Origin of the sequence: Aeromicrobium ginsengisoli, assembly GCF_004134905.2 — a bacterium.
Classification (GTDB): Bacteria; Actinomycetota; Actinomycetes; order Propionibacteriales; family Nocardioidaceae; genus Aeromicrobium; species Aeromicrobium ginsengisoli.
Genome location: NZ_SDPQ02000001.1, coordinates 177,927 through 193,902 on the forward strand (window position 1 = coordinate 177,927; position 15,976 = coordinate 193,902).

22 protein-coding genes are annotated in these 15,976 nt (G+C 69.3%); 12 read left to right on the plus strand and 10 right to left on the minus strand.

The annotated features are described in order from the left end of the window. Positions 1 to 38 precede the first annotated feature (38 nt). The gene (locus tag ESP70_RS00955; protein WP_149687516.1) at positions 39 to 785 is read right to left on the minus strand and encodes an alpha/beta fold hydrolase; all 747 of its coding nucleotides are present in this window, start codon (positions 783 to 785) and stop codon (positions 39 to 41) included. Positions 786 to 841: 56 nt separating this feature from the next. On the opposite strand from ESP70_RS00955, the gene ESP70_RS00960 reads away from it, so the two are divergent. The 5 genes from ESP70_RS00960 to ESP70_RS00980 all read left to right on the plus strand — a co-directional run bounded on the left by ESP70_RS00960 (position 842) and on the right by ESP70_RS00980 (position 3,419). After that, positions 842 to 1,420, plus strand: a complete 579-nt coding sequence (locus tag ESP70_RS00960; protein ID WP_149687517.1) for a TIGR03086 family metal-binding protein — start codon at positions 842 to 844, stop codon at positions 1,418 to 1,420. Positions 1,421 to 1,472: 52 nt separating this feature from the next. Then, the gene (locus ESP70_RS00965) at positions 1,473 to 2,132 is read left to right on the plus strand and encodes an alpha/beta hydrolase (RefSeq protein ID WP_149687518.1); all 660 of its coding nucleotides are present in this window, start codon (positions 1,473 to 1,475) and stop codon (positions 2,130 to 2,132) included. Continuing rightward, complete coding sequence (locus ESP70_RS00970; protein WP_149687519.1) at positions 2,129 to 2,494, plus strand: hypothetical protein; 366 nt, start codon at positions 2,129 to 2,131, stop codon at positions 2,492 to 2,494. Before ESP70_RS00965 ends, ESP70_RS00970 begins: the two co-directional genes overlap by 4 nt. After that, positions 2,487 to 2,876 carry a hypothetical protein gene (locus ESP70_RS00975; RefSeq protein WP_149687520.1) on the plus strand — a complete coding sequence of 130 codons (390 nt, stop codon included), beginning with the start codon at positions 2,487 to 2,489 and terminating at the stop codon, positions 2,874 to 2,876. The genes ESP70_RS00970 and ESP70_RS00975 overlap by 8 nt, the downstream gene beginning before the upstream one ends. Before the next feature lie 87 nt (positions 2,877 to 2,963). After that, complete coding sequence (locus tag ESP70_RS00980; RefSeq protein WP_149687521.1) at positions 2,964 to 3,419, plus strand: SRPBCC family protein; 456 nt, start codon at positions 2,964 to 2,966, stop codon at positions 3,417 to 3,419. A gap of 138 nt (positions 3,420 to 3,557) precedes the next feature. Here ESP70_RS00980 and cobA read toward each other — a convergent pair whose 3' ends face one another. Genes cobA through ESP70_RS01000 form a run of 4 tightly spaced genes read right to left on the minus strand, consistent with a single transcriptional unit; the run spans position 3,558 to position 7,813 of the window. Beyond that, positions 3,558 to 4,766, minus strand: coding sequence for a uroporphyrinogen-III C-methyltransferase (gene cobA, locus ESP70_RS00985; RefSeq protein ID WP_149687522.1), 1,209 nt, complete (start codon positions 4,764 to 4,766; stop codon positions 3,558 to 3,560). Continuing rightward, positions 4,763 to 6,073 (minus strand): sulfate adenylyltransferase subunit 1, encoded by a 1,311-nt coding sequence (locus ESP70_RS00990; protein WP_149687523.1) that lies wholly within the window; start codon positions 6,071 to 6,073, stop codon positions 4,763 to 4,765. The genes cobA and ESP70_RS00990 overlap by 4 nt, the downstream gene beginning before the upstream one ends. Continuing rightward, positions 6,073 to 6,984 (minus strand): sulfate adenylyltransferase subunit CysD, encoded by a 912-nt coding sequence (gene cysD / locus ESP70_RS00995; protein WP_149687524.1) that lies wholly within the window; start codon positions 6,982 to 6,984, stop codon positions 6,073 to 6,075. Before cysD ends, ESP70_RS00990 begins: the two co-directional genes overlap by 1 nt. Positions 6,985 to 7,015: 31 nt before the next feature. Next, entirely contained in the window at positions 7,016 to 7,813 is a 798-nt protein-coding gene (locus ESP70_RS01000; protein ID WP_149687525.1) for a phosphoadenylyl-sulfate reductase, read from the minus strand. A gap of 207 nt (positions 7,814 to 8,020) precedes the next feature. On the opposite strand from ESP70_RS01000, the gene ESP70_RS19925 reads away from it, so the two are divergent. From ESP70_RS19925 to ESP70_RS01015, 4 genes are all read left to right on the plus strand, one after another. Beyond that, positions 8,021 to 8,164: a GPGG-motif small membrane protein gene (locus ESP70_RS19925; protein ID WP_188110428.1), complete on the plus strand. Its 144-nt coding sequence runs from the start codon at positions 8,021 to 8,023 to the stop codon at positions 8,162 to 8,164. Positions 8,165 to 8,235: 71 nt separating this feature from the next. Continuing rightward, positions 8,236 to 8,859 carry an L-threonylcarbamoyladenylate synthase gene (locus ESP70_RS01005; protein WP_149687526.1) on the plus strand — a complete coding sequence of 208 codons (624 nt, stop codon included), beginning with the start codon at positions 8,236 to 8,238 and terminating at the stop codon, positions 8,857 to 8,859. A gap of 36 nt (positions 8,860 to 8,895) precedes the next feature. Next, the gene (locus ESP70_RS01010) at positions 8,896 to 9,579 is read left to right on the plus strand and encodes an alpha/beta fold hydrolase (protein ID WP_149687527.1); all 684 of its coding nucleotides are present in this window, start codon (positions 8,896 to 8,898) and stop codon (positions 9,577 to 9,579) included. Between the two features lie 18 nt (positions 9,580 to 9,597). Then, positions 9,598 to 9,984: a VOC family protein gene (locus ESP70_RS01015; RefSeq protein WP_149687528.1), complete on the plus strand. Its 387-nt coding sequence runs from the start codon at positions 9,598 to 9,600 to the stop codon at positions 9,982 to 9,984. On the opposite strand, the gene ESP70_RS01020 is transcribed toward ESP70_RS01015, so the two are convergent. From ESP70_RS01020 to ESP70_RS01040, 5 genes are read right to left on the minus strand one after another with little or no spacing between them, the layout of a single operon-like run. Then, positions 9,956 to 11,143, minus strand: a complete 1,188-nt coding sequence (locus ESP70_RS01020; RefSeq protein WP_149687529.1) for an MFS transporter — start codon at positions 11,141 to 11,143, stop codon at positions 9,956 to 9,958. The two genes, ESP70_RS01015 and ESP70_RS01020, sit on opposite strands and share 29 nt — an antisense overlap. Positions 11,144 to 11,172: 29 nt before the next feature. Next, positions 11,173 to 11,718, minus strand: a complete 546-nt coding sequence (locus tag ESP70_RS01025) for a GNAT family N-acetyltransferase (RefSeq protein WP_149687530.1) — start codon at positions 11,716 to 11,718, stop codon at positions 11,173 to 11,175. A gap of 44 nt (positions 11,719 to 11,762) precedes the next feature. Beyond that, positions 11,763 to 12,698, minus strand: a complete 936-nt coding sequence (locus ESP70_RS01030; RefSeq protein WP_149687531.1) for a DNA-3-methyladenine glycosylase family protein — start codon at positions 12,696 to 12,698, stop codon at positions 11,763 to 11,765. Positions 12,699 to 12,730: 32 nt separating this feature from the next. Next, positions 12,731 to 13,348, minus strand: coding sequence for a DnaJ family domain-containing protein (locus ESP70_RS01035; RefSeq protein WP_149687532.1), 618 nt, complete (start codon positions 13,346 to 13,348; stop codon positions 12,731 to 12,733). Between the two features lie 31 nt (positions 13,349 to 13,379). Next, a complete protein-coding gene (locus ESP70_RS01040) occupies positions 13,380 to 13,973 on the minus strand; it encodes a class I SAM-dependent methyltransferase (RefSeq protein WP_149687533.1) in 594 nt (197 codons plus the stop codon). Positions 13,974 to 14,078: 105 nt separating this feature from the next. On the opposite strand from ESP70_RS01040, the gene ESP70_RS01045 reads away from it, so the two are divergent. The 3 genes from ESP70_RS01045 to ESP70_RS01055 all read left to right on the plus strand — a co-directional run bounded on the left by ESP70_RS01045 (position 14,079) and on the right by ESP70_RS01055 (position 15,942). Beyond that, positions 14,079 to 14,342 carry a hypothetical protein gene (locus ESP70_RS01045; protein ID WP_149687534.1) on the plus strand — a complete coding sequence of 88 codons (264 nt, stop codon included), beginning with the start codon at positions 14,079 to 14,081 and terminating at the stop codon, positions 14,340 to 14,342. A gap of 158 nt (positions 14,343 to 14,500) precedes the next feature. After that, positions 14,501 to 15,745: a cytochrome P450 gene (locus ESP70_RS01050; protein ID WP_149687535.1), complete on the plus strand. Its 1,245-nt coding sequence runs from the start codon at positions 14,501 to 14,503 to the stop codon at positions 15,743 to 15,745. After that, entirely contained in the window at positions 15,742 to 15,942 is a 201-nt protein-coding gene (locus tag ESP70_RS01055; RefSeq protein ID WP_149687536.1) for a ferredoxin, read from the plus strand. Before ESP70_RS01050 ends, ESP70_RS01055 begins: the two co-directional genes overlap by 4 nt. Positions 15,943 to 15,976: the final 34 nt, after the last annotated feature.

The following is a 15,976-nucleotide window of genomic DNA, read 5'->3' on the forward strand; positions in this document are numbered from 1 at the left end:
CGTCCGGAGTGACTCCTCAGCGCAACGGGAGTGACTCGTCAGCGGACGGTGGCGAACCAGTCGACGATGCGGTCCACGACGGGGCCCGGGGTCTTGACCCACATGACGTGGTGGGTCGTGCCGCCCTCGGGGACGGCGTCCTTCGTGTAGACCCAGCGGGTGGAGTGCTCGGGGTCGAGGAACGTCTCGACGAAGATCTTGTTGGAGCGGGACACCGCGTACGTGTCGCCCTGCAGCTGCACGACCAGCGACGGGGTCGTGATCCGGTGTGGCACGGCGAACGGGGGCTTGCCGGACCGGACGAACCGGGCCCACTCACGCATCAACGTACGGGCACCGGGCGCCCCGAAGAACGGCTTGGGCACGAACCCCCGGATCCGCGCCACGACCGGCACGCTGACGCCCATGAACAGCACCGGCAGACCAGCCATCGGGTACGACCGGAAGTGCGGCACGGAGGCGCCGATGGCCACGAACCCGTCGCTCGGCTCGTGGTGCAGCTCGTGACCGGCGGAGATCTGTGCGCCGAGGCTGTGTCCCAGCAGGATCACGGGACGATCGGGCTGGTCGGCTCGTGCCTTGGCCACCTCGTCGGCGATCACCGCCATCTCGCTGGCGTAGCTCCAGTCGTGTGAGCGCGACGCGATCGGCTCGCCGCGCTCGAAGCCTCGAGTCGACAGCGCCTTGGCCGCCCAGCCGCGTCGCTCGAACTCCGCGACGAGCGGCCGGTAGAAGCCGGATGGCACCGCCATGGCGGCGGAGATCAGGACGATCGGTTCGGACATGCCGGACATCATGACATGAGCGCTGTCACGGTCGGATGAGTCGGTAGGTTCGTCCCGTGACCGCACGCGACATCGACCTGCTCGAGACGGTCCTGATCACAACTCTGCAGGTCGCCGATGGACTGACGACGCAGGATCTGGAGCGCCCGACGCCGTGTGACGAGTTCAACGTACGACTGCTGCTCGAGCACGTCATCGGCTGGCAGCAGGTGACGGCCGCCTGCGCCGCTGATCGTGAAGCGCCCGTTCTCGACGGATCGCCCACCTACCGAGCGTCTTCCGACCTCGGGGGTGACCTGCGCGCGGCCTCGGCGACGCTGGTCACGAACCTGCGAGCGCGGCACGCCGAGACGATCACGATGCCGTACCGAGGGGAGACCCCGATGCGCGTCATGCTCGCCGAGCTGATCGCCGAGACCGTGATCCACACGTGGGACCTGGCTGTGGCTCGTGGGCAGGCGGTCGACTTCGACGCTGACGTCGTGAGCGCGGCTCACGACGGACTGACGCTTCTGCTGGGAGAGTCGTTCGCCGAGATGGGCTTCCGGGTCTCGGCTGAGACACCACCATCCGCGGATGACCTCGTACGTCTGCTCGTGCGCAGCGGCCGTGCACCAGGTGTCTGGCGAGTGTGAGGTCGCTCGCTTGGCTGTGCGCAGGTTTCGGCCCCGTGACAGCATCGATGACATGCCAGGGCCACGACTCGACCGCTACACGACACCTGATCATCCGAAGGCGATCGTGCTGCTGCTCCACGGCGGGCAGCAGCAGAATGTCGAGCCCGTCGAGAACACGCACGCGAGCTGGTGGCGGATGGCTCTCATGGCACGTTCACTGCGACGGTTCGCCCGCCGCAACGAGATCGCGCTGACCCTGCTGCAGTATCGCGTGCGCGGCTGGAACTCCGAGACCGATCCCGCGCCCGTCCGGGACACGCGCTGGGCACTTGCCCAGCTGACTGCGGAGCACCCGGGCGTACCGGTCGTGCTGGTCGGACACTCGATGGGCGGACGTACGGCCTGCCGTGCCGCCGACGACCCGGCCGTGGTCGGCGTCGTCGGGCTGGCGCCGTGGCTGCCGCCTGGGGAGCCCAACGGAGCGATCGGCGGCCGCTACCTGCGGGTGCTGCACGGCACGGTGGACCGGTGGACGTCACCGGCGGCCAGCAAGGCGTACGTCGAGAGGAGTCGGCACCTTGCGACGAGCGCGACGTGGCAGCCGGTGGAGGGCGCCGGGCACTTCATGGCCCGCCACCTGTCGACGTGGAGACGCTTCGTGGAAGACTCGGTCTCGGAGATCCTGACCGCCACCTCGCACGAGGAGGCCCCGAACGAAGGCATTGCGTGACCGACCTCGTGGCGTACGTCGTCGCCCTGGCTGCTGCCCTCGTCGGAGCATTCGCCGGTTGGCACACCTGGAAGCAGCGCCCGTTCAGCAATCCGCTGTTCTACGCGGTCGCGGCGCTCGAGGTCCTGCTCATCGCCCTGCTGATCGGCGGCTGCATCGCCCTGGGGTCGACCGATCGTGACGTGGACGGGGTGCTGTTCGTGTCCTATCTCGTCACGATCGTGGTCATCCCGCCCGCCGCCGTGCTGTGGGGGATCGCCGAGAAGTCGCGGTGGGGGACCGGTGTCGTCGTGGTCGCGATGCTGACGATCGCCGTGCTGTGCGTACGCCTGCTCGGCATCTGGAAGAACGCCTATGTCTGACACCTCCCACGGCTTCGGCCGCGTCCTCGTCGCGATCTACGCGGTGTTCGCGCTCGCCGCCTCGGCTCGCTCGATCGTGCAGCTCGCGACCAAGGCCGACGAGGCGCCGTTCGCCTACTCGATGTCGGCGTTCGCCGGCGTGGTCTACGTGGTCGCCACGATCGCGCTGGCCCGCAGCCTGCGAGGGCTGGCGCTGCTGACGATCAGCATCGAGCTCGTCGGAGTGCTCGTCACCGGCGTGCTGTCGCTCGTCGACGACTCGCTGTTCCCGGACCAGACGGTGTGGTCGGGATTCGGCGAGGGCTACGGGTTCGTGCCGCTCGTGCTGCCGCTCGTGGGACTGTGGTGGCTGCGGCGCACCACGTCGTCAGGGCAGAGCTAAGGCCCTACGCACTCATACCGCGTAGGGCCAGATCCATTCAATCCCGATGGCCACTCCAGCCTCGGTAGCGACACGGAGAAGTCTGGAATGAATTCCGAGTACGTCCTGCTCTCGCGGTGGCAGGTCGACCGCAGCCGGGAGTCGCTCTGGGACGTGCTCGAGGCCCTGCTCGAGACCCCGGACCCGCTGCCGTGGTGGCCGTCGGTGCAGGTCACGGCGTATGACGGCGACAACCTCGACGTACGGGCGGCCAGCGGTCTCGGGTATGCCGTGACGTTCCGGCTCGCCAACCTGGAGGCGCAGCGTCCCAGCCTGTTGAGCTTCACCTCCGAGGGTGATCTGCGCGGTCGCGGAGTCGTCACGTTCGTCGAGCTCACCGACGGCATCTCGGCGATGGACATCGACTGGCGGGTGGCCACGGACCGGCGGTGGATGCGCTGGACATCGTGGCTCCTGCGACCGGTGTTCATCGCCGGGCACCACATCGTGATGCGGCAGGGCGAGAAGCATCTCAACGCGTGGCTGGCGGCGCAGGACGGCTGACCCGGGCCTCCGGCTCCTCAGTCCGCGACCAGCTCGCGGCGCGCGTCGCCATGCACGCCTGAGCGACCTCGCACCCCTTGCCGACGAAGTGCTCGGCCGGTAGATCGTCGACTTCAACGGGGGCAGGGAGTCAGCGGGTCAGGCTCCGGGCCAGGCGGGGGAGAGCGTGACGACGTCGCCGAGGATCGTGATGGCCGGGGGTTCAGCGCCGACGGCTGCTGCTCGGTCGGCGATCGTGGCCAGCGTGCCGACCGTGACCCGCTGCCCGTCGCTGTAGCCGCTCTCGACGAGCGCGGCCGGTGTCTCGGAGTCGTGACCTGCGGCGATGAGCTCGGCAGCGGTCTCGGCGAGCCGCTTCACGCCCATCAGCATGACGATCGTGTGGGACCGGTTGCGCGGCAGATCGGCCAGTGACTCGTGGCCGGTGACGACCGTGAAGCCACGCGAGACGCCTCGATGCGTCACCGGGATGCCCGCTGCCGCCGCCACCGCGATCGCGCTCGTGACACCCGGCACGACCTCGACGGGTATGCCGGCATCGCGGCAGGCGATGAGCTCCTCGCCGCCGCGCCCGAAGACGTACGGGTCGCCGCCCTTGAGCCGGACGACGATCTTGCCCTGCTTGGCGCGGTCGACGAGGATCGCGTTGATCTCGTCCTGGGGGATGGGGTGATGGTCGGGCTTCTTGCCGACGTCGATGACCTCGACGTCGGGCGACAGCTCCGCGAGCACACCGTGGGGGGCGAGACGGTCGATCACGACGACGTCAGCCTCGGCCAGCAGTCGCCGGCCGCGTGTGGTCAGCAGGCCCGCATCGCCGGGTCCGCCGCCGACGAGGGCGACGAAGCCGTCGGGGTGATGCGTACGGTGGCGCAGCGGGAGCTCGCCCGACTGCAGAGCGGCGGCCACACCGTCGCGCAGCGCCGCAGCCCGTCCGGCGTCGCCGCCACCGCTGACCGCGACCGTGACGTCGTCGACGCGAGCGACGGCGGGGGACCAGGCGGTCGCATGATCGGGGTCGCCGCCCTTGAGGCACCAGATCTGGCGTGCCTCGGCGTCGTCAGCCACCTGGCCGTCGACGGCCGGATCGGCGGTCGCAGTCTGCACGAGCCATGCACCGTCGAGATCGCCGCTCTCATAGGTCCGCGCGACCCACTCGACCTCGCCCCGGTCGATCGACGAGGCGAGGGAGTCGGAGACCACCGGAGCGATCACGACGACCCGTGCGCCGGCGTCGAGCAGCGAGAGCGTACGCCGCGTGGCGACGTGTCCACCACCGACGACGACGACCGTGCGGCCGGTCACACGCAGGGTGAGCGGAAAGCTTCCGTTCGTACCCGAGGTCATACGAGAACTGTAGTCTCGCCGATCGCTTCCACGGCCGCCTTGGTGTCGAGCAGCGCATCGCCCACCATGCCTGCGGCCAGCGTGCCGCCGTCCTGCGCGTCGATCAGCAGGAAGGCGCCGGTGCCGCGGGCGTGGATGTACTCCTCAGCCGGGATCGGTGCCGCAAGACGCAGGGTCACGTGGCCGATGTCGTTGAGGCCGAGCGACTCGGCGGGCAGGAGCCGGGCGTTGTCGAGGTCGAGCTTGCCGCCGATGCCCTTGACCATGGCCTGGACGGTCTTGGTGCCGTGCTTGAGCAGCACCTTCGTGCCGGGCACGAGTGCGCCCTCGGCGAGCCAGGTGATCGTGCCGTCGATGTCCTGCGTGACAGGCGGGACGCTGCGGGACGTCACGAGCAGGTCGCCGCGCGAGATGTCGATGTCGTCGGCGAGCCGCAAGGTCACGGACTGCGGGGCGAACGCCTCGGCCAGCTCCTTGCCGGCGAAGTCGATGCCCGTGACGGTGCTCGTACGTCCGCTCGGCTGCACCGTGACGGCGTCGCCGACGCGCACGAGGCCGGACGCGATCTGGCCGGCATAGCCGCGGTAGTCGCGGAACTCGTCGCCGGCTGCCGACTGCGGGCGGATCACGAGCTGCACGGGGAAGCGGAGCGGCTCGGACTGCGGCGAGCCGACGGGGGAGAGCTGCTCGAGGTACGCGAGCAGGCTGGGCCCGTCGTACCACGGCGTACGGTCCGACCGGTCCACGACGTTGTCGCCGTCGAGGGCCGACACCGGGATCGTCGCGACGTCGTAGAGGCCGAGGCTGCGGGCCGACTCGAGGACCTCGTCGGACACCCGGTTGTAGGTCTCCTCGTCGAAGTCGACCAGGTCGATCTTGTTGACCACGACGATGACGTGTGGGACCCGCAGGAGTGAGGCGACTGCGAGGTGACGGCGGGTCTGCTCCTGGATGCCGTGGCGCACGTCGACCAGCAGCACCACGACGTCAGCGGTGCTGGCACCGGTGACGGTGTTGCGCGTGTACTGCACGTGCCCGGGGCAGTCGGCGAGGATGAACGAGCGCTCGGCGGTCGCGAAGTAGCGGTAGGCCACGTCGATCGTGATGCCCTGCTCGCGCTCCGAGCGCAGCCCGTCGGTCAGCAGGGCGAGGTCGGCCGAGGCGAGGCCACGGTCGCGGCTGACTCGTTCGACGGCGTCGAACTGGTCGGCGAGCACGGACTTGGAGTCGTACAGGAGGCGCCCGACGAGGGTGGACTTGCCGTCGTCGACCGAGCCAGCGGTCGCCAGGCGGAGCAGCGTCCTCATCAGAAGTAGCCTTCCTTCTTGCGGTCTTCCATGGCTGCCTCGGAGGCACGGTCGTCGGCTCGGGTCGCGCCGCGCTCGGTGAGCCGCGTGGCAGCGACCTCGACGATCACGTCGTCGACCGTGACGGCAGCGCTCTCGACGGCGCCGGTGCACGACATGTCGCCGACCGTGCGATAGCGCACCTGGCGCTTCTCGACGGTCTCGCCCTCACGCGGTTGCGACACCTCGCTGACGCTGATCAGCATGCCGTCGCGCTCGAACACCTCACGCTGGTGCGCGTAGTAGAGCTCGGGGAGCTGGATGTCCTCGGCGCCGATGTACTGCCAGACGTCGAGCTCGGTCCAGTTGCTGAGCGGGAACACGCGTACGTGCTCTCCGGGGCGGTGCTTGCCGTTGTAGAGGTTCCATAGCTCGGGCCGCTGGTTGCGGGGGTCCCACTGACCGAACTCGTCGCGCAACGAGAAGACGCGCTCCTTGGCCCGGGCCTTCTCCTCGTCGCGACGTCCGCCGCCGAACACCGCGTCGAACTTGTGGCTCGTGATGCCGTCGAGCAGCGGCTGGGTCTGCAACTGGTTGCGGGTGCCGTCGCTGCGCTCGCGCAGCCGTCCGTCGTCGATGTAGTCCTGCACGCTGGCGACCTCGAGCCGCAGGCCCAGTCGCTCGACCGTCGCGTCGCGGAACGCGAGCACCTCAGGGAAGTTGTGCCCGGTGTCGACGTGCATGACCGGGAACGGCACGGGGGCGGGCCAGAACGCCTTGACCGCGAGGTGCAGCATCACGACCGAGTCCTTGCCACCGGAGAACAGCAGCACGGGACGCTCGAACTCGGCAGCGACCTCACGGATGATGTGGATCGCCTCGGACTCCAGCCACTCGAGCTGGGTGAGACGGCGTTCGTCGATCAGGGTCATCGGTGCCTTTGCGTATGTCTGGTGCAGGGGATCAGGCGTGCAGGCCGCACTCGGTCTTGTCGAGCCCCGCCCAGCGGCCGGCCCGCGGGTCCTCGCCGGGGGCGACCCGGCGGGTGCAGGTTGCGCAGCCGATCGAGGGGTAGCCGTCGTTGACGAGCGGGTTGACGATGACGTCGTTGTCGTCGGCGTAGGCGAGCAGTTCGTCGAACGACCAGTCAGCGAGGGGATTGACCTTGACCAGGCCGTTCTTGTCGTCCCACGTCACGAACGGGGTGTTGGCGCGCGTCGGCGCCTCGTCGCGGCGTACGCCGGTGATCCACACCTCGTAGCCCTGCAGCGTGTCGTGGAGTGGCTCGACCTTGCGCATCTGGCAGCACAGTGCGGGGTCGCGTTCATAGAGCTTCTCGCCGAACTCGGCGTCCTGCTCGGCGACGCTGCGGCGCGGCTTGACGTCGACGATCGAGAGCTGCATCGACGACTCGACGGCGTCGCGGGTGCCGATCGTCTCGGCGAAGTGGTAGCCGGTCTCGAGGAACAGCGTGTCGACCCAGGGGAGGTGCCCGGCGACGACGTGGGGCAGGACGGCGTCGGCCATCGAGCAGGCCACAGCGGTGCGGTAGCCGAACTCCTCGGCGACCCACGCGAGGATCTCGGCGGTGTCGGACTCGGCGAACCGCTCCTGAGCGGCCTCGGCGATCGCCTTGAGCTCGTCGTTGCTGCGCCTCGGCGCGAGCAGCGACTCGCGCGACGACAGGTGAGCCGTACGCTCCTCGTCGTGGGCGATCTGCTGCTGGCGCCGCTCGGCAAGGGTGAGCACCGTGGGGGCCATGCTGCTCACCTCTTTCGGTCGTTGAACGGTCATCGTCCGCGCTCCAGAATAGGTCGCCCCTGTGCGCCGTCCCAGCACGTGGCGAACTGTCCGCATGACGGAACGCATATACGTGACCCAGGTCACATGGCCCGTGATTGAGGACGACGCGGCTGGGTAGTGCTCTCTGCGGTGGCCACCGTCACCCTGAAGAGAGGGAGAACACCCATGGCGTTCATCTTGTGGATCATCGCGGCGATCATCGCGATCTACGGAGTACTGCGTCTCGTCCGCGGAGACATTCTGATCGGCATCGTGCTGCTGGTCGTCGCGTGCGTCGTCGGGCCGGGGGGCTACAGCATCTTCAAATAGCTGAGCGAAGGGCCGCGCACATCGTGCGCGGCCCTTCGTCATGTCCGGCCAGTGGGGCTAGCCTCACTTCTATGCCCCGCTTCATCGACATCCACCCGGACAACCCGCAGCAGCGTTCGGTCGACCAGGCGGCAGCCGTGATCCAGGACGGTGGGCTCATCGCCTATCCGACCGATTCTGGGTACGCGCTCGGCGCCCAGCTGGGCAACAAGGACGCCCTCGACCGCATCCGCACGATCCGCCAGCTCGACGACAAGCACCACTTCACGCTCGTGTGCAAGGACTTCGCCCAGCTCGGCCAGTTCGTGCACGTCGACAACGCGATCTTCCGCGCGGTCAAAGCGGCGACTCCGGGGCCCTACACGTTCATCCTGCCGGCGACCCGCGAGGTGCCGCGGCGGCTGCTGCACGAGAAGAAGAAGACCGTCGGCGTACGCATTCCTGACAGCAGGATCGTGACGGCGCTGCTGACCGCCCTCGGTGAGCCCATGCTCTCCACGACCCTGATCCTGCCGGGCGGCACCGAGCCGATGACGACGGCGTGGGAGATCGCCGATGCCCTCGACGGTCAGGTCGACGCGGTCATCGAGTCGGGCGCCGACGTCATCGCCGAGCCGACGACGGTGGTCGACTTCTCCGACGGCTATGCCGAGGTCGTACGCGTCGGTGCCGGCGATCCTGCACCGTTCGAGTAGCCCCTAGACGTCGGTCGCGGGGCATACGATCGGCACATGGCCCAGCCGACGTATGTCCTGGTCCCCGGTGCCGGAGGCGTCGCGGCTTACTGGGCCCTCGTGCGCCGAGAGCTCGACGGGCGCGGGCTGCCCAGCATCGCCGTCGACCTGCCCGGCGACGACCCGGTCAAGGGTCTGCCGGCGTACGTCGACCTGATCGTCGAGGCGGCTGCCGGCATCGACGACGTCGTGCTCGTCGCCCAGTCGATCGGTGGGTTCAGCGGGTCCTGGGCGGCCGACCGGCTGCCGACGTCGCGCATCGTGCTGCTCAACGCGATGATCCCGCTCCCGGGCGAGACCGCAGGGGAGTGGTGGGATGCCACCGGCTCGGGCGAGGCGAGGCGGGACCACGACATCCGTGAGGGTCGCGACCCGGATGCCAACTTCGACCTCGAGACCTACTTCCTGCACGATGTCCCCGCCGACGCGCTCGCCGCTCTCGGCGACGGGGAGCACGGCGAGTCCGACGCGATCTTCGCCGCACCGTGGGGTCTCGACGCCTGGCCCGACATCCCGACCACGGTCCTCGCCGGGCGCAGCGACCGGTTCTTCCCGTACGCCTTCCAGCAACGGGTCGCGCGTGAGCGACTCGGCATCGAGGTCACGGAGGTGCCCGGCGGCCATCTGGCTGCGCTGAGCCAGCCCGTCGAGGTCACCCAGGCGATCGTCTCGGCACCCTGAACACCGAAAGGACGCATCATGGTCACGTACGGCACACCGTTCAGCGGCTTCTCCGTCTCCGACGTCCCGGCCGCCAAGGCGTTCTACGCCGACGTCATCGGACTGGACGTCGAGGAGTCGGAGGGCATGCTGCACCTCGCCCTGGGCGACGGGCATCACGTGCTGGTCTATCCCAAGGGCGAGGCGCATGTGCCGGCGTCGTTCACGGTGCTCAACCTGCCGGTCGAGGACGTCTCGGCCGCCGTGCGCGAGCTCTCCGAGCGGGGTGTCTCGTTCAAACGCTACGAGGGGATGCCGCAGGACGACGACGGTGTCATGAAGGGCAACGGACCCGACATCGCCTGGTTCACCGATCCGTCGGGCAACGTCGTCTCGGTCATCGGGGCACCCGGTCCGGGGCGATGACGGCGCGGCGAGATCGCGACAGCAGCACCAACGGCGCGGTCAGCACGATCATCGCGACCCCGGCCAGCATGAGCTGCTCGGGGGAGATCGCGTTGAGCGCCAGGGTGCTGAGCAGCGGCGCGGCGAAGCCCACGTAGGTGAGGCTGTAGAACACCGCGTTGAGCGTGCCGAGATCGTCGGGGTGGGCCAGGCTCTCGACCGTCGTCAGCCCGCCGACCAGGATCAGCCCGTACGCCGTGCCGAGCAGCATCGCCGCAGGCACGACGAGCCACGTGGCGCCCGACGAGGCGAGCAACAGGCCCGTGAGCAGCCCTGCGGCGCCTGCGGCGAGCCCGGCGCCGATGATCAGGCGCGGATCGGAGAGCCGCTTGCCCAGCGGCTGCACGGCGACGCCGGTCCACAAGGTGAGGCCGGTCAGCGCTCCGGTTACCGCGACGGGTGCGACGCCGATGTCGACGAAGGTCGGGATCGTCGCGAAGCTCGTCGCTGCGGCGCCAAACACCCACGGCGCCGTGAGCGTGACACCGAGCAGGAACCGCCGGGACCGCATCGCCTGCCAGACCTCCGACCTGCGGCGGCCTTCGTCCTTGGATCTCGGCACGAACGGCTCCGGAGCATGCCACGCGAGCGCGATGACGCCGACCATCAGCACGAGGTGCGGGACGTACGGCAGCACGGTGGGCCCGGGTAGCCACTGCGCGAAGATGCCGGCGACGAGTGGCCCGGAGCCGAAGCCGGCCGACAGGGCCAGCGCCGCGCGTCGAGCACCCGTGCCGGGCGGGCCGTCGGCCGACAGCTCCTTGACCCAGGCGCTGCCGGGCGCGAATGCCGCACCCGAGGCGATGCCCGCCACCAGGCGGCCGAAGAGCAGCACTCCGAGGTGGCCGCCGCCGACGAGCAGGATGACCGTGCCGATGAACGACAGGACGAGCACGGGCCGCATGACGCGGCGCCGACCGATCCGGTCAGAGATCGGTGCGACGATCAGCAGCGCCGGGACGAGACCCAGCGCGTACGCCCCGAACAATGCGGTGACGGCCTCGCTGGAGGCGCCGTCCTCCTCGCGATAGACCAGCAGCATCGCGGCGAACTGATTGGCACCCCAGCCAACGGCGAACAGGGCCGCGGCGACCCGCAGCCACGCAGGGAAGCGGCTCACGGGGTCACTGTAGGGGTGCCACCCCACGGTCAAGCCGTGCGGTCGGCGAGGTCGAGTCCGTAGAGCGCCTTGGCGCCGTCGATCTCGGGGACCAGGACCTGCCAGCCGCGGCCGTCGTAGAGCCGCGCCGCTGCACCGCCGTCAGGGGTGGTGGCCAGCAGCGCCTTCTGCTGCGGAAGGTCGTGGACGAGACGGTCGTGCAGCAAACCGGCGATGCCTTGTCCGCGATGCCTCGGGTCGACCACGATGTCGACGAGCTCGAAGTGGTCGCCGACCCAGTTCTCGACGATGTCCGCCGGTGCCGCGCCGGATAGCCAGTCGCTCCAGAACTGTCCGCGCTTGCCCGTGAACCCATAGGCGTAGCCGGAGGCCTGACCGTCCGTCGTCGCGAGGATCAGGCGGAAGCCTGCCCGGCGTGAGTGACGCGGGATCGTCGAGCTGACGAAGTTGTCGGCATCGAGCTGGCTCTCGGGCAGGCTCGGATCTCCATAGGCGGCGAGGTAGATCGCGGCAAGGGCTTGGCGGATCTCGGCGTCGATCTGCTTGCGCGTCACGGCCTGCACGGTCGTCGTCATGTCATCCCCAACCAGTTGCGATCGGCATTCATTCCGCGAGCTCCTCAGATGTGCCGGTGATCGACCCGCGGCATCCGGGGCCCGCGCCGCTCGCGGGTCGCGAACGGGCTCAGACGGATCAGCTGGACGACCCTGAAACGGTGGGGCCGCCAGGGCTCGAGCACCTCGGCCAGCTCCACGTCGTCGATCGGGCGGCCGAGCAGGGCGGTGCCGACGTCCTTGGCGACGTGATAGTCGCCGAACGGCACGGCGTCGGAGTCGCCGAGCGCCCGGATGCCGACCTCGGCGGCGGTCCACACCCCGACTCCGGGGATGCTCCGCAAGCCTCGATAGACCGCCTCGTGGTCGGCAGCGTGCGTCGTTGCAAGACGATCGACCTGAAGGCCGACGCGGGCGCAGGCCTGAGCCGTCCGGGCGCGCTGCGGGTCGACGCCGGCGCGGTGCCACTCCCACGACGGGATCGCGGCCCACTGCTCAGCAGCCGGGAACACGCGCAAGCCGGCCGGAGCAGGCCCCGGCGGCGGTTCGCCGAAGCGGAGCAGCAGGCGGCGCCAGGCGGCGAACGCATCGAGGCCGACCACCTTCTGCTCGATGACGGCGGCGATCAAGGCCTCGAGGACGCGTCCCGTGCGCGGCGTCCGAAGCCCGGCGTGGCGGCGGAAGGCGTCGATCAGGACCGGGTGCTGAGGCCGGAATCCCGAAGGGTCGTCCTCGGCACCGACCAGACCCGGCAGGCCGTCGAGCAGCTCCGCTGCGCCGGGACCCCACGCCTCTGCGCGCACGAGCGTCGGTTCGACCTGCCGCAGGGCGTACGTCACCGGGCCGCTCGCCATGCGACTCGTGCGCCAGAGGATGTTGCCGTCGCGACGGGTCGTCGGGTCACCCGGGCCGCGCCTGAGCAGGCTCAGGGTCAGCCATACGTTGATGGGGGAGTCGAGGCGCAGCTCGCGGACGAGGGAGACCTCGGACGCCGCGACCATGAGCCCAGTGTGCCTGTCGCCACCGACGGGCATCAGACGAGGCGGCGTCGCCGAGGACTGAGCCAGGAAAGGAGCCGGCGCCACCAGGACGAACGAGCCGTGGCTGCCTCGTCGCGTCGGATCTGCTCGAGCACCACTTTCTGGCGAGCGACCCGCGCGACGCGGCGCTCCTGCCACGCCGTGATCTCGTCGTCCGCGTCACGCAGGCGAGTGATGACCGGCGGGCCACCCTGCAGCTGGCGGCGTGCCTCGACGATGCGCGCGTTGAAGTCGTCGATCACCCGGCGGACGCCCTCCGTGGTGGTCTCGCGGTCGAGTGTCTCGTCCATGCGGGCGTCCTCGGTGCGCAGAGCCAGTGCCGGCGGGAGCACGCCGGTGATGCGTTCACGCTCGATGAGGCGCTTGAGCCACCAGTCGGGATCGTGAGGTGCGTCGAGGTCCGGGATCGGCTTGCCGGTGCCGGCCAGGTTGTCGAAGTCACCGCGCCGCATCGCCTGCTGGACCTGGAGCTCGACCCATTGGGCCTGGTTGGCGAGCCGGTTCTCTCGCGCCTCGGCCTCGGACTGCTCGTCCTCGTGATCGTCCGACGCCGTGGCCTCCGCCTCGAGGCGCGACCGGTATTCGTGCCTCTTGCGGTCGCTGGCACTCATCAGGATCACTCCTTCAGGTCGTACCTCAAGCCTAGCCGTCGCGCCTCAGCAGCACGACGCCGTCGACGAGGTCGCTGAGCTCGCCATGATGCATCGCCGTGCGCTCGCGGATCTCGGCGGTGACGACCTGCCAGCCGGGGAACAACGCGACTACCTCGTCGATGGTGAAGAGTCGCTCGGGGTGGTCCTTGCCGATGTGCGCCGACGGGTAGTGGCCCACGACGAGGAGGTGCCCACCCGGCGCGACGGCTGCGCCGAGTCCGCGGTACGCCTGGGAGCGAGGCGGGTCAGGGAGGTGGAAGAACTGGGCGGACACCAGGTCGTACCCGCCGGGTGGCGGAGGAGCGGCGACCAGGTCGGCGCGCTCGAACGCGATCTCGACGCCGGCCGCTGAGGCATGTCCGCGCGCCCGTTCGAGCGCCACGCCGGAGAGGTCGACGGCGGTCACGTCCCAGCCCCTCTGAGCCAGCCACACGGCGTCGGCGCCCTCGCCGCAGCCCACGTCGAGGGCCGTGCCGGGAGTCATCGTCGTGACTTCGGCGACGAGCTGCGCGTTGGGCTCGCCACTCCAGATCGAGCCTCGCTCGGCGTACATCGCGTCCCAATCGGCCGCATCGGACGTCATGCCACGACGCTATCGCGGCGAGCCACCGGGGCCTACGAGCGAGGACGTGCCGTGTGATTGACTCGGAAGCAGACATGTCGTCACTCCCACGTTCACGAGGCACCCATGACTGACCATCAGCTCATCGATCACATGGAGAAGCTCAGGTCCCGCCTGGAGGCCTGGCTCCGCGACCTCCCTCCGCGCGAACGACTCGACGAGCTCGGCACCGTACACGAGACGCTGCAAGCGATGAACCTGATGGTCAAGGCGTTGCGTCGCGACTCGCTCGTGGAGCTCGTCGACGAGTGGGGGATGGCGCGGGTCAGCGCAGCTCTGGGCGTTTCGGAGGACCGCATCCTTCGACTCATCGCCGAACCGGTTTCCTGACAGATTCTCGCGTCAGGCCGCCTCACATCGTGGGGCTCGCAGGGGTATTGCGGGCCGGTGTGAGGCGCGTTACAGTGCTGATCGACAAACCGAACCGAATTCAGGTTCAAGATCTCACCGGCCACGCACTGCGCGGCGCACGAGGAAGCGAGACCGTGATGACCAGTCCGGCTGAAGAGCAGACCGAGATATCCCAGAGGGTGCCGACCGGTTGTCCGGTCATCCATCTCGACGCATCGGCGCCGCTCGAGGCGGGGGCGCACTGGGCGAAGGCCAATGAGCTGCGGGAGGCCAGCCCGGCGTTCTTCAACAGCCACGCGCAGGGCTACTGGATGTTCACGCGCTACGACGAGGTCCGCGAGATGTATCAGCACCCCGAGATCTTCTCCAGCGAGTCGATCACCCCGTGGGAGCCGGACCCGGTCTACCGCTTCGTGCCCACGCAGATCGACCCGCCTGACCATGCCAAGTACCGCCAGCTGATCAGCCGTTGGTTCGCCCCCAACGCGATCAACCGGATCACGCCGGAGGCCCATGAGATCGGCCGCCGGCTCGTCGCCGACCTGGCATCCAAGGGGGCGTGCGACTTCGTCACCGACTTCGCGATGCGCCTGCCCACCGAGATCTTCCTGACGATCATCGGGGTGCCCAACTCCGACGCCGACCTGTTCGTGCCGTGGGTCGAGGAGTTCTTCGCTGGCTTCGGTGGCGACCTGGAGCAGCAGGCCGCGATGGGCGCCGCGCTCGGCGGCATCCGGGGCTATTGGGAGGACGTGCTGGCGGATCGTCGTCAGGACCCTGCCCCGCGTGAGGACGACTTCGTCTCGCTGCTCGTCAACTCGACGGTCGACGACGAGCCCCTCGGTGACGCGTTGATCCTCGACATCCTCACGGTGCTGGTGCTGGCCGGCCTCGACACGACGCGGGGCCAGCTCGGCTACCTGTTCCGGCACCTCGCCGAGAACCCGGCCGACCGGCAGCGCCTGATCGCCGAGCCGGAGCTGATCCCGACGGCGGTCGAGGAGTCCCTGCGGATGTACACGATCATCTTCGGCGACGGCCGCAAGGTCGCCCAGGACACCGACTTCCACGGCTGCCCGCTCAGCAAGGGAGACATGGTCTACGGACTCGTGTCCGGTGCCAACCGGGACCCGCGGATCTACGAGAACCCCGACGAGTTCGTCGTGGACCGCAAGGCCAACAACCACCTCGGATTCGCCGGTGGCCCGCACCGCTGCCTTGGCGCCCACCTCGCCCGCCGCGTGATGCAGGTCGCCGTCGAGGAATGGCTGAAGGTCATCCCCGACTTCACCATCGCGAGCGAGACGCCATTGATGGAGCGCGGCGGCGGGGCGATGATGACGCTGCTGAGCCTGCCGCTGACGTGGGAGGTCGCCTCATGAAGCTCACGGTCGACGTCAACATCTGCCGTGGTCACGGTCGCTGCTACTCGCTGGCCGAAGGCCTTCTGACGTACGACGAGGACGGCTACGTGACACCGCGTGGTCAAGCCATCGACGTGCCCGCCGACCAGGTGGACGACGCGCGCAACGCCGCGGACTCCTGCCCCGAAGGTGCGATCGACCTGCTCGAGGACTGAGCCGACGGCTCGTCGCGGGAGACCTGCAACGCCA

Excerpts from the sequence above, each read along its gene's own strand:
- ESP70_RS01055 (WP_149687536.1), top strand. The coding sequence starts at position 15,742 with ATGAAGCTCACGGTCGACGTCAACATCTGCCGTGGTCACGGTCGCTGC.
- ESP70_RS01040 (WP_149687533.1), bottom strand. The coding sequence starts at position 13,973 with ATGACGTCCGATGCGGCCGATTGGGACGCGATGTACGCCGAGCGAGGC.
- ESP70_RS19925 (WP_188110428.1), top strand. The coding sequence starts at position 8,021 with ATGGCGTTCATCTTGTGGATCATCGCGGCGATCATCGCGATCTACGGA.
- ESP70_RS01030 (WP_149687531.1), bottom strand. The coding sequence starts at position 12,698 with ATGGTCGCGGCGTCCGAGGTCTCCCTCGTCCGCGAGCTGCGCCTCGAC.
- ESP70_RS01005 (WP_149687526.1), top strand. The coding sequence starts at position 8,236 with ATGCCCCGCTTCATCGACATCCACCCGGACAACCCGCAGCAGCGTTCG.
- ESP70_RS01000 (WP_149687525.1), bottom strand. The coding sequence starts at position 7,813 with ATGGCCCCCACGGTGCTCACCCTTGCCGAGCGGCGCCAGCAGCAGATC.
- ESP70_RS01050 (WP_149687535.1), top strand. The coding sequence starts at position 14,501 with ATGACCAGTCCGGCTGAAGAGCAGACCGAGATATCCCAGAGGGTGCCG.
- ESP70_RS00975 (WP_149687520.1), top strand. The coding sequence starts at position 2,487 with ATGTCTGACACCTCCCACGGCTTCGGCCGCGTCCTCGTCGCGATCTAC.
- ESP70_RS00965 (WP_149687518.1), top strand. The coding sequence starts at position 1,473 with ATGCCAGGGCCACGACTCGACCGCTACACGACACCTGATCATCCGAAG.
- ESP70_RS00980 (WP_149687521.1), top strand. The coding sequence starts at position 2,964 with ATGAATTCCGAGTACGTCCTGCTCTCGCGGTGGCAGGTCGACCGCAGC.
- ESP70_RS01045 (WP_149687534.1), top strand. The coding sequence starts at position 14,079 with ATGACTGACCATCAGCTCATCGATCACATGGAGAAGCTCAGGTCCCGC.
- cysD (WP_149687524.1), bottom strand. The coding sequence starts at position 6,984 with ATGACCCTGATCGACGAACGCCGTCTCACCCAGCTCGAGTGGCTGGAG.
- ESP70_RS01025 (WP_149687530.1), bottom strand. The coding sequence starts at position 11,718 with ATGACGACGACCGTGCAGGCCGTGACGCGCAAGCAGATCGACGCCGAG.
- ESP70_RS00990 (WP_149687523.1), bottom strand. The coding sequence starts at position 6,073 with ATGAGGACGCTGCTCCGCCTGGCGACCGCTGGCTCGGTCGACGACGGC.
- ESP70_RS01015 (WP_149687528.1), top strand. The coding sequence starts at position 9,598 with ATGGTCACGTACGGCACACCGTTCAGCGGCTTCTCCGTCTCCGACGTC.
- ESP70_RS01010 (WP_149687527.1), top strand. The coding sequence starts at position 8,896 with ATGGCCCAGCCGACGTATGTCCTGGTCCCCGGTGCCGGAGGCGTCGCG.
- ESP70_RS01035 (WP_149687532.1), bottom strand. The coding sequence starts at position 13,348 with ATGAGTGCCAGCGACCGCAAGAGGCACGAATACCGGTCGCGCCTCGAG.
- cobA (WP_149687522.1), bottom strand. The coding sequence starts at position 4,766 with ATGACCTCGGGTACGAACGGAAGCTTTCCGCTCACCCTGCGTGTGACC.
- ESP70_RS00955 (WP_149687516.1), bottom strand. The coding sequence starts at position 785 with ATGTCCGAACCGATCGTCCTGATCTCCGCCGCCATGGCGGTGCCATCC.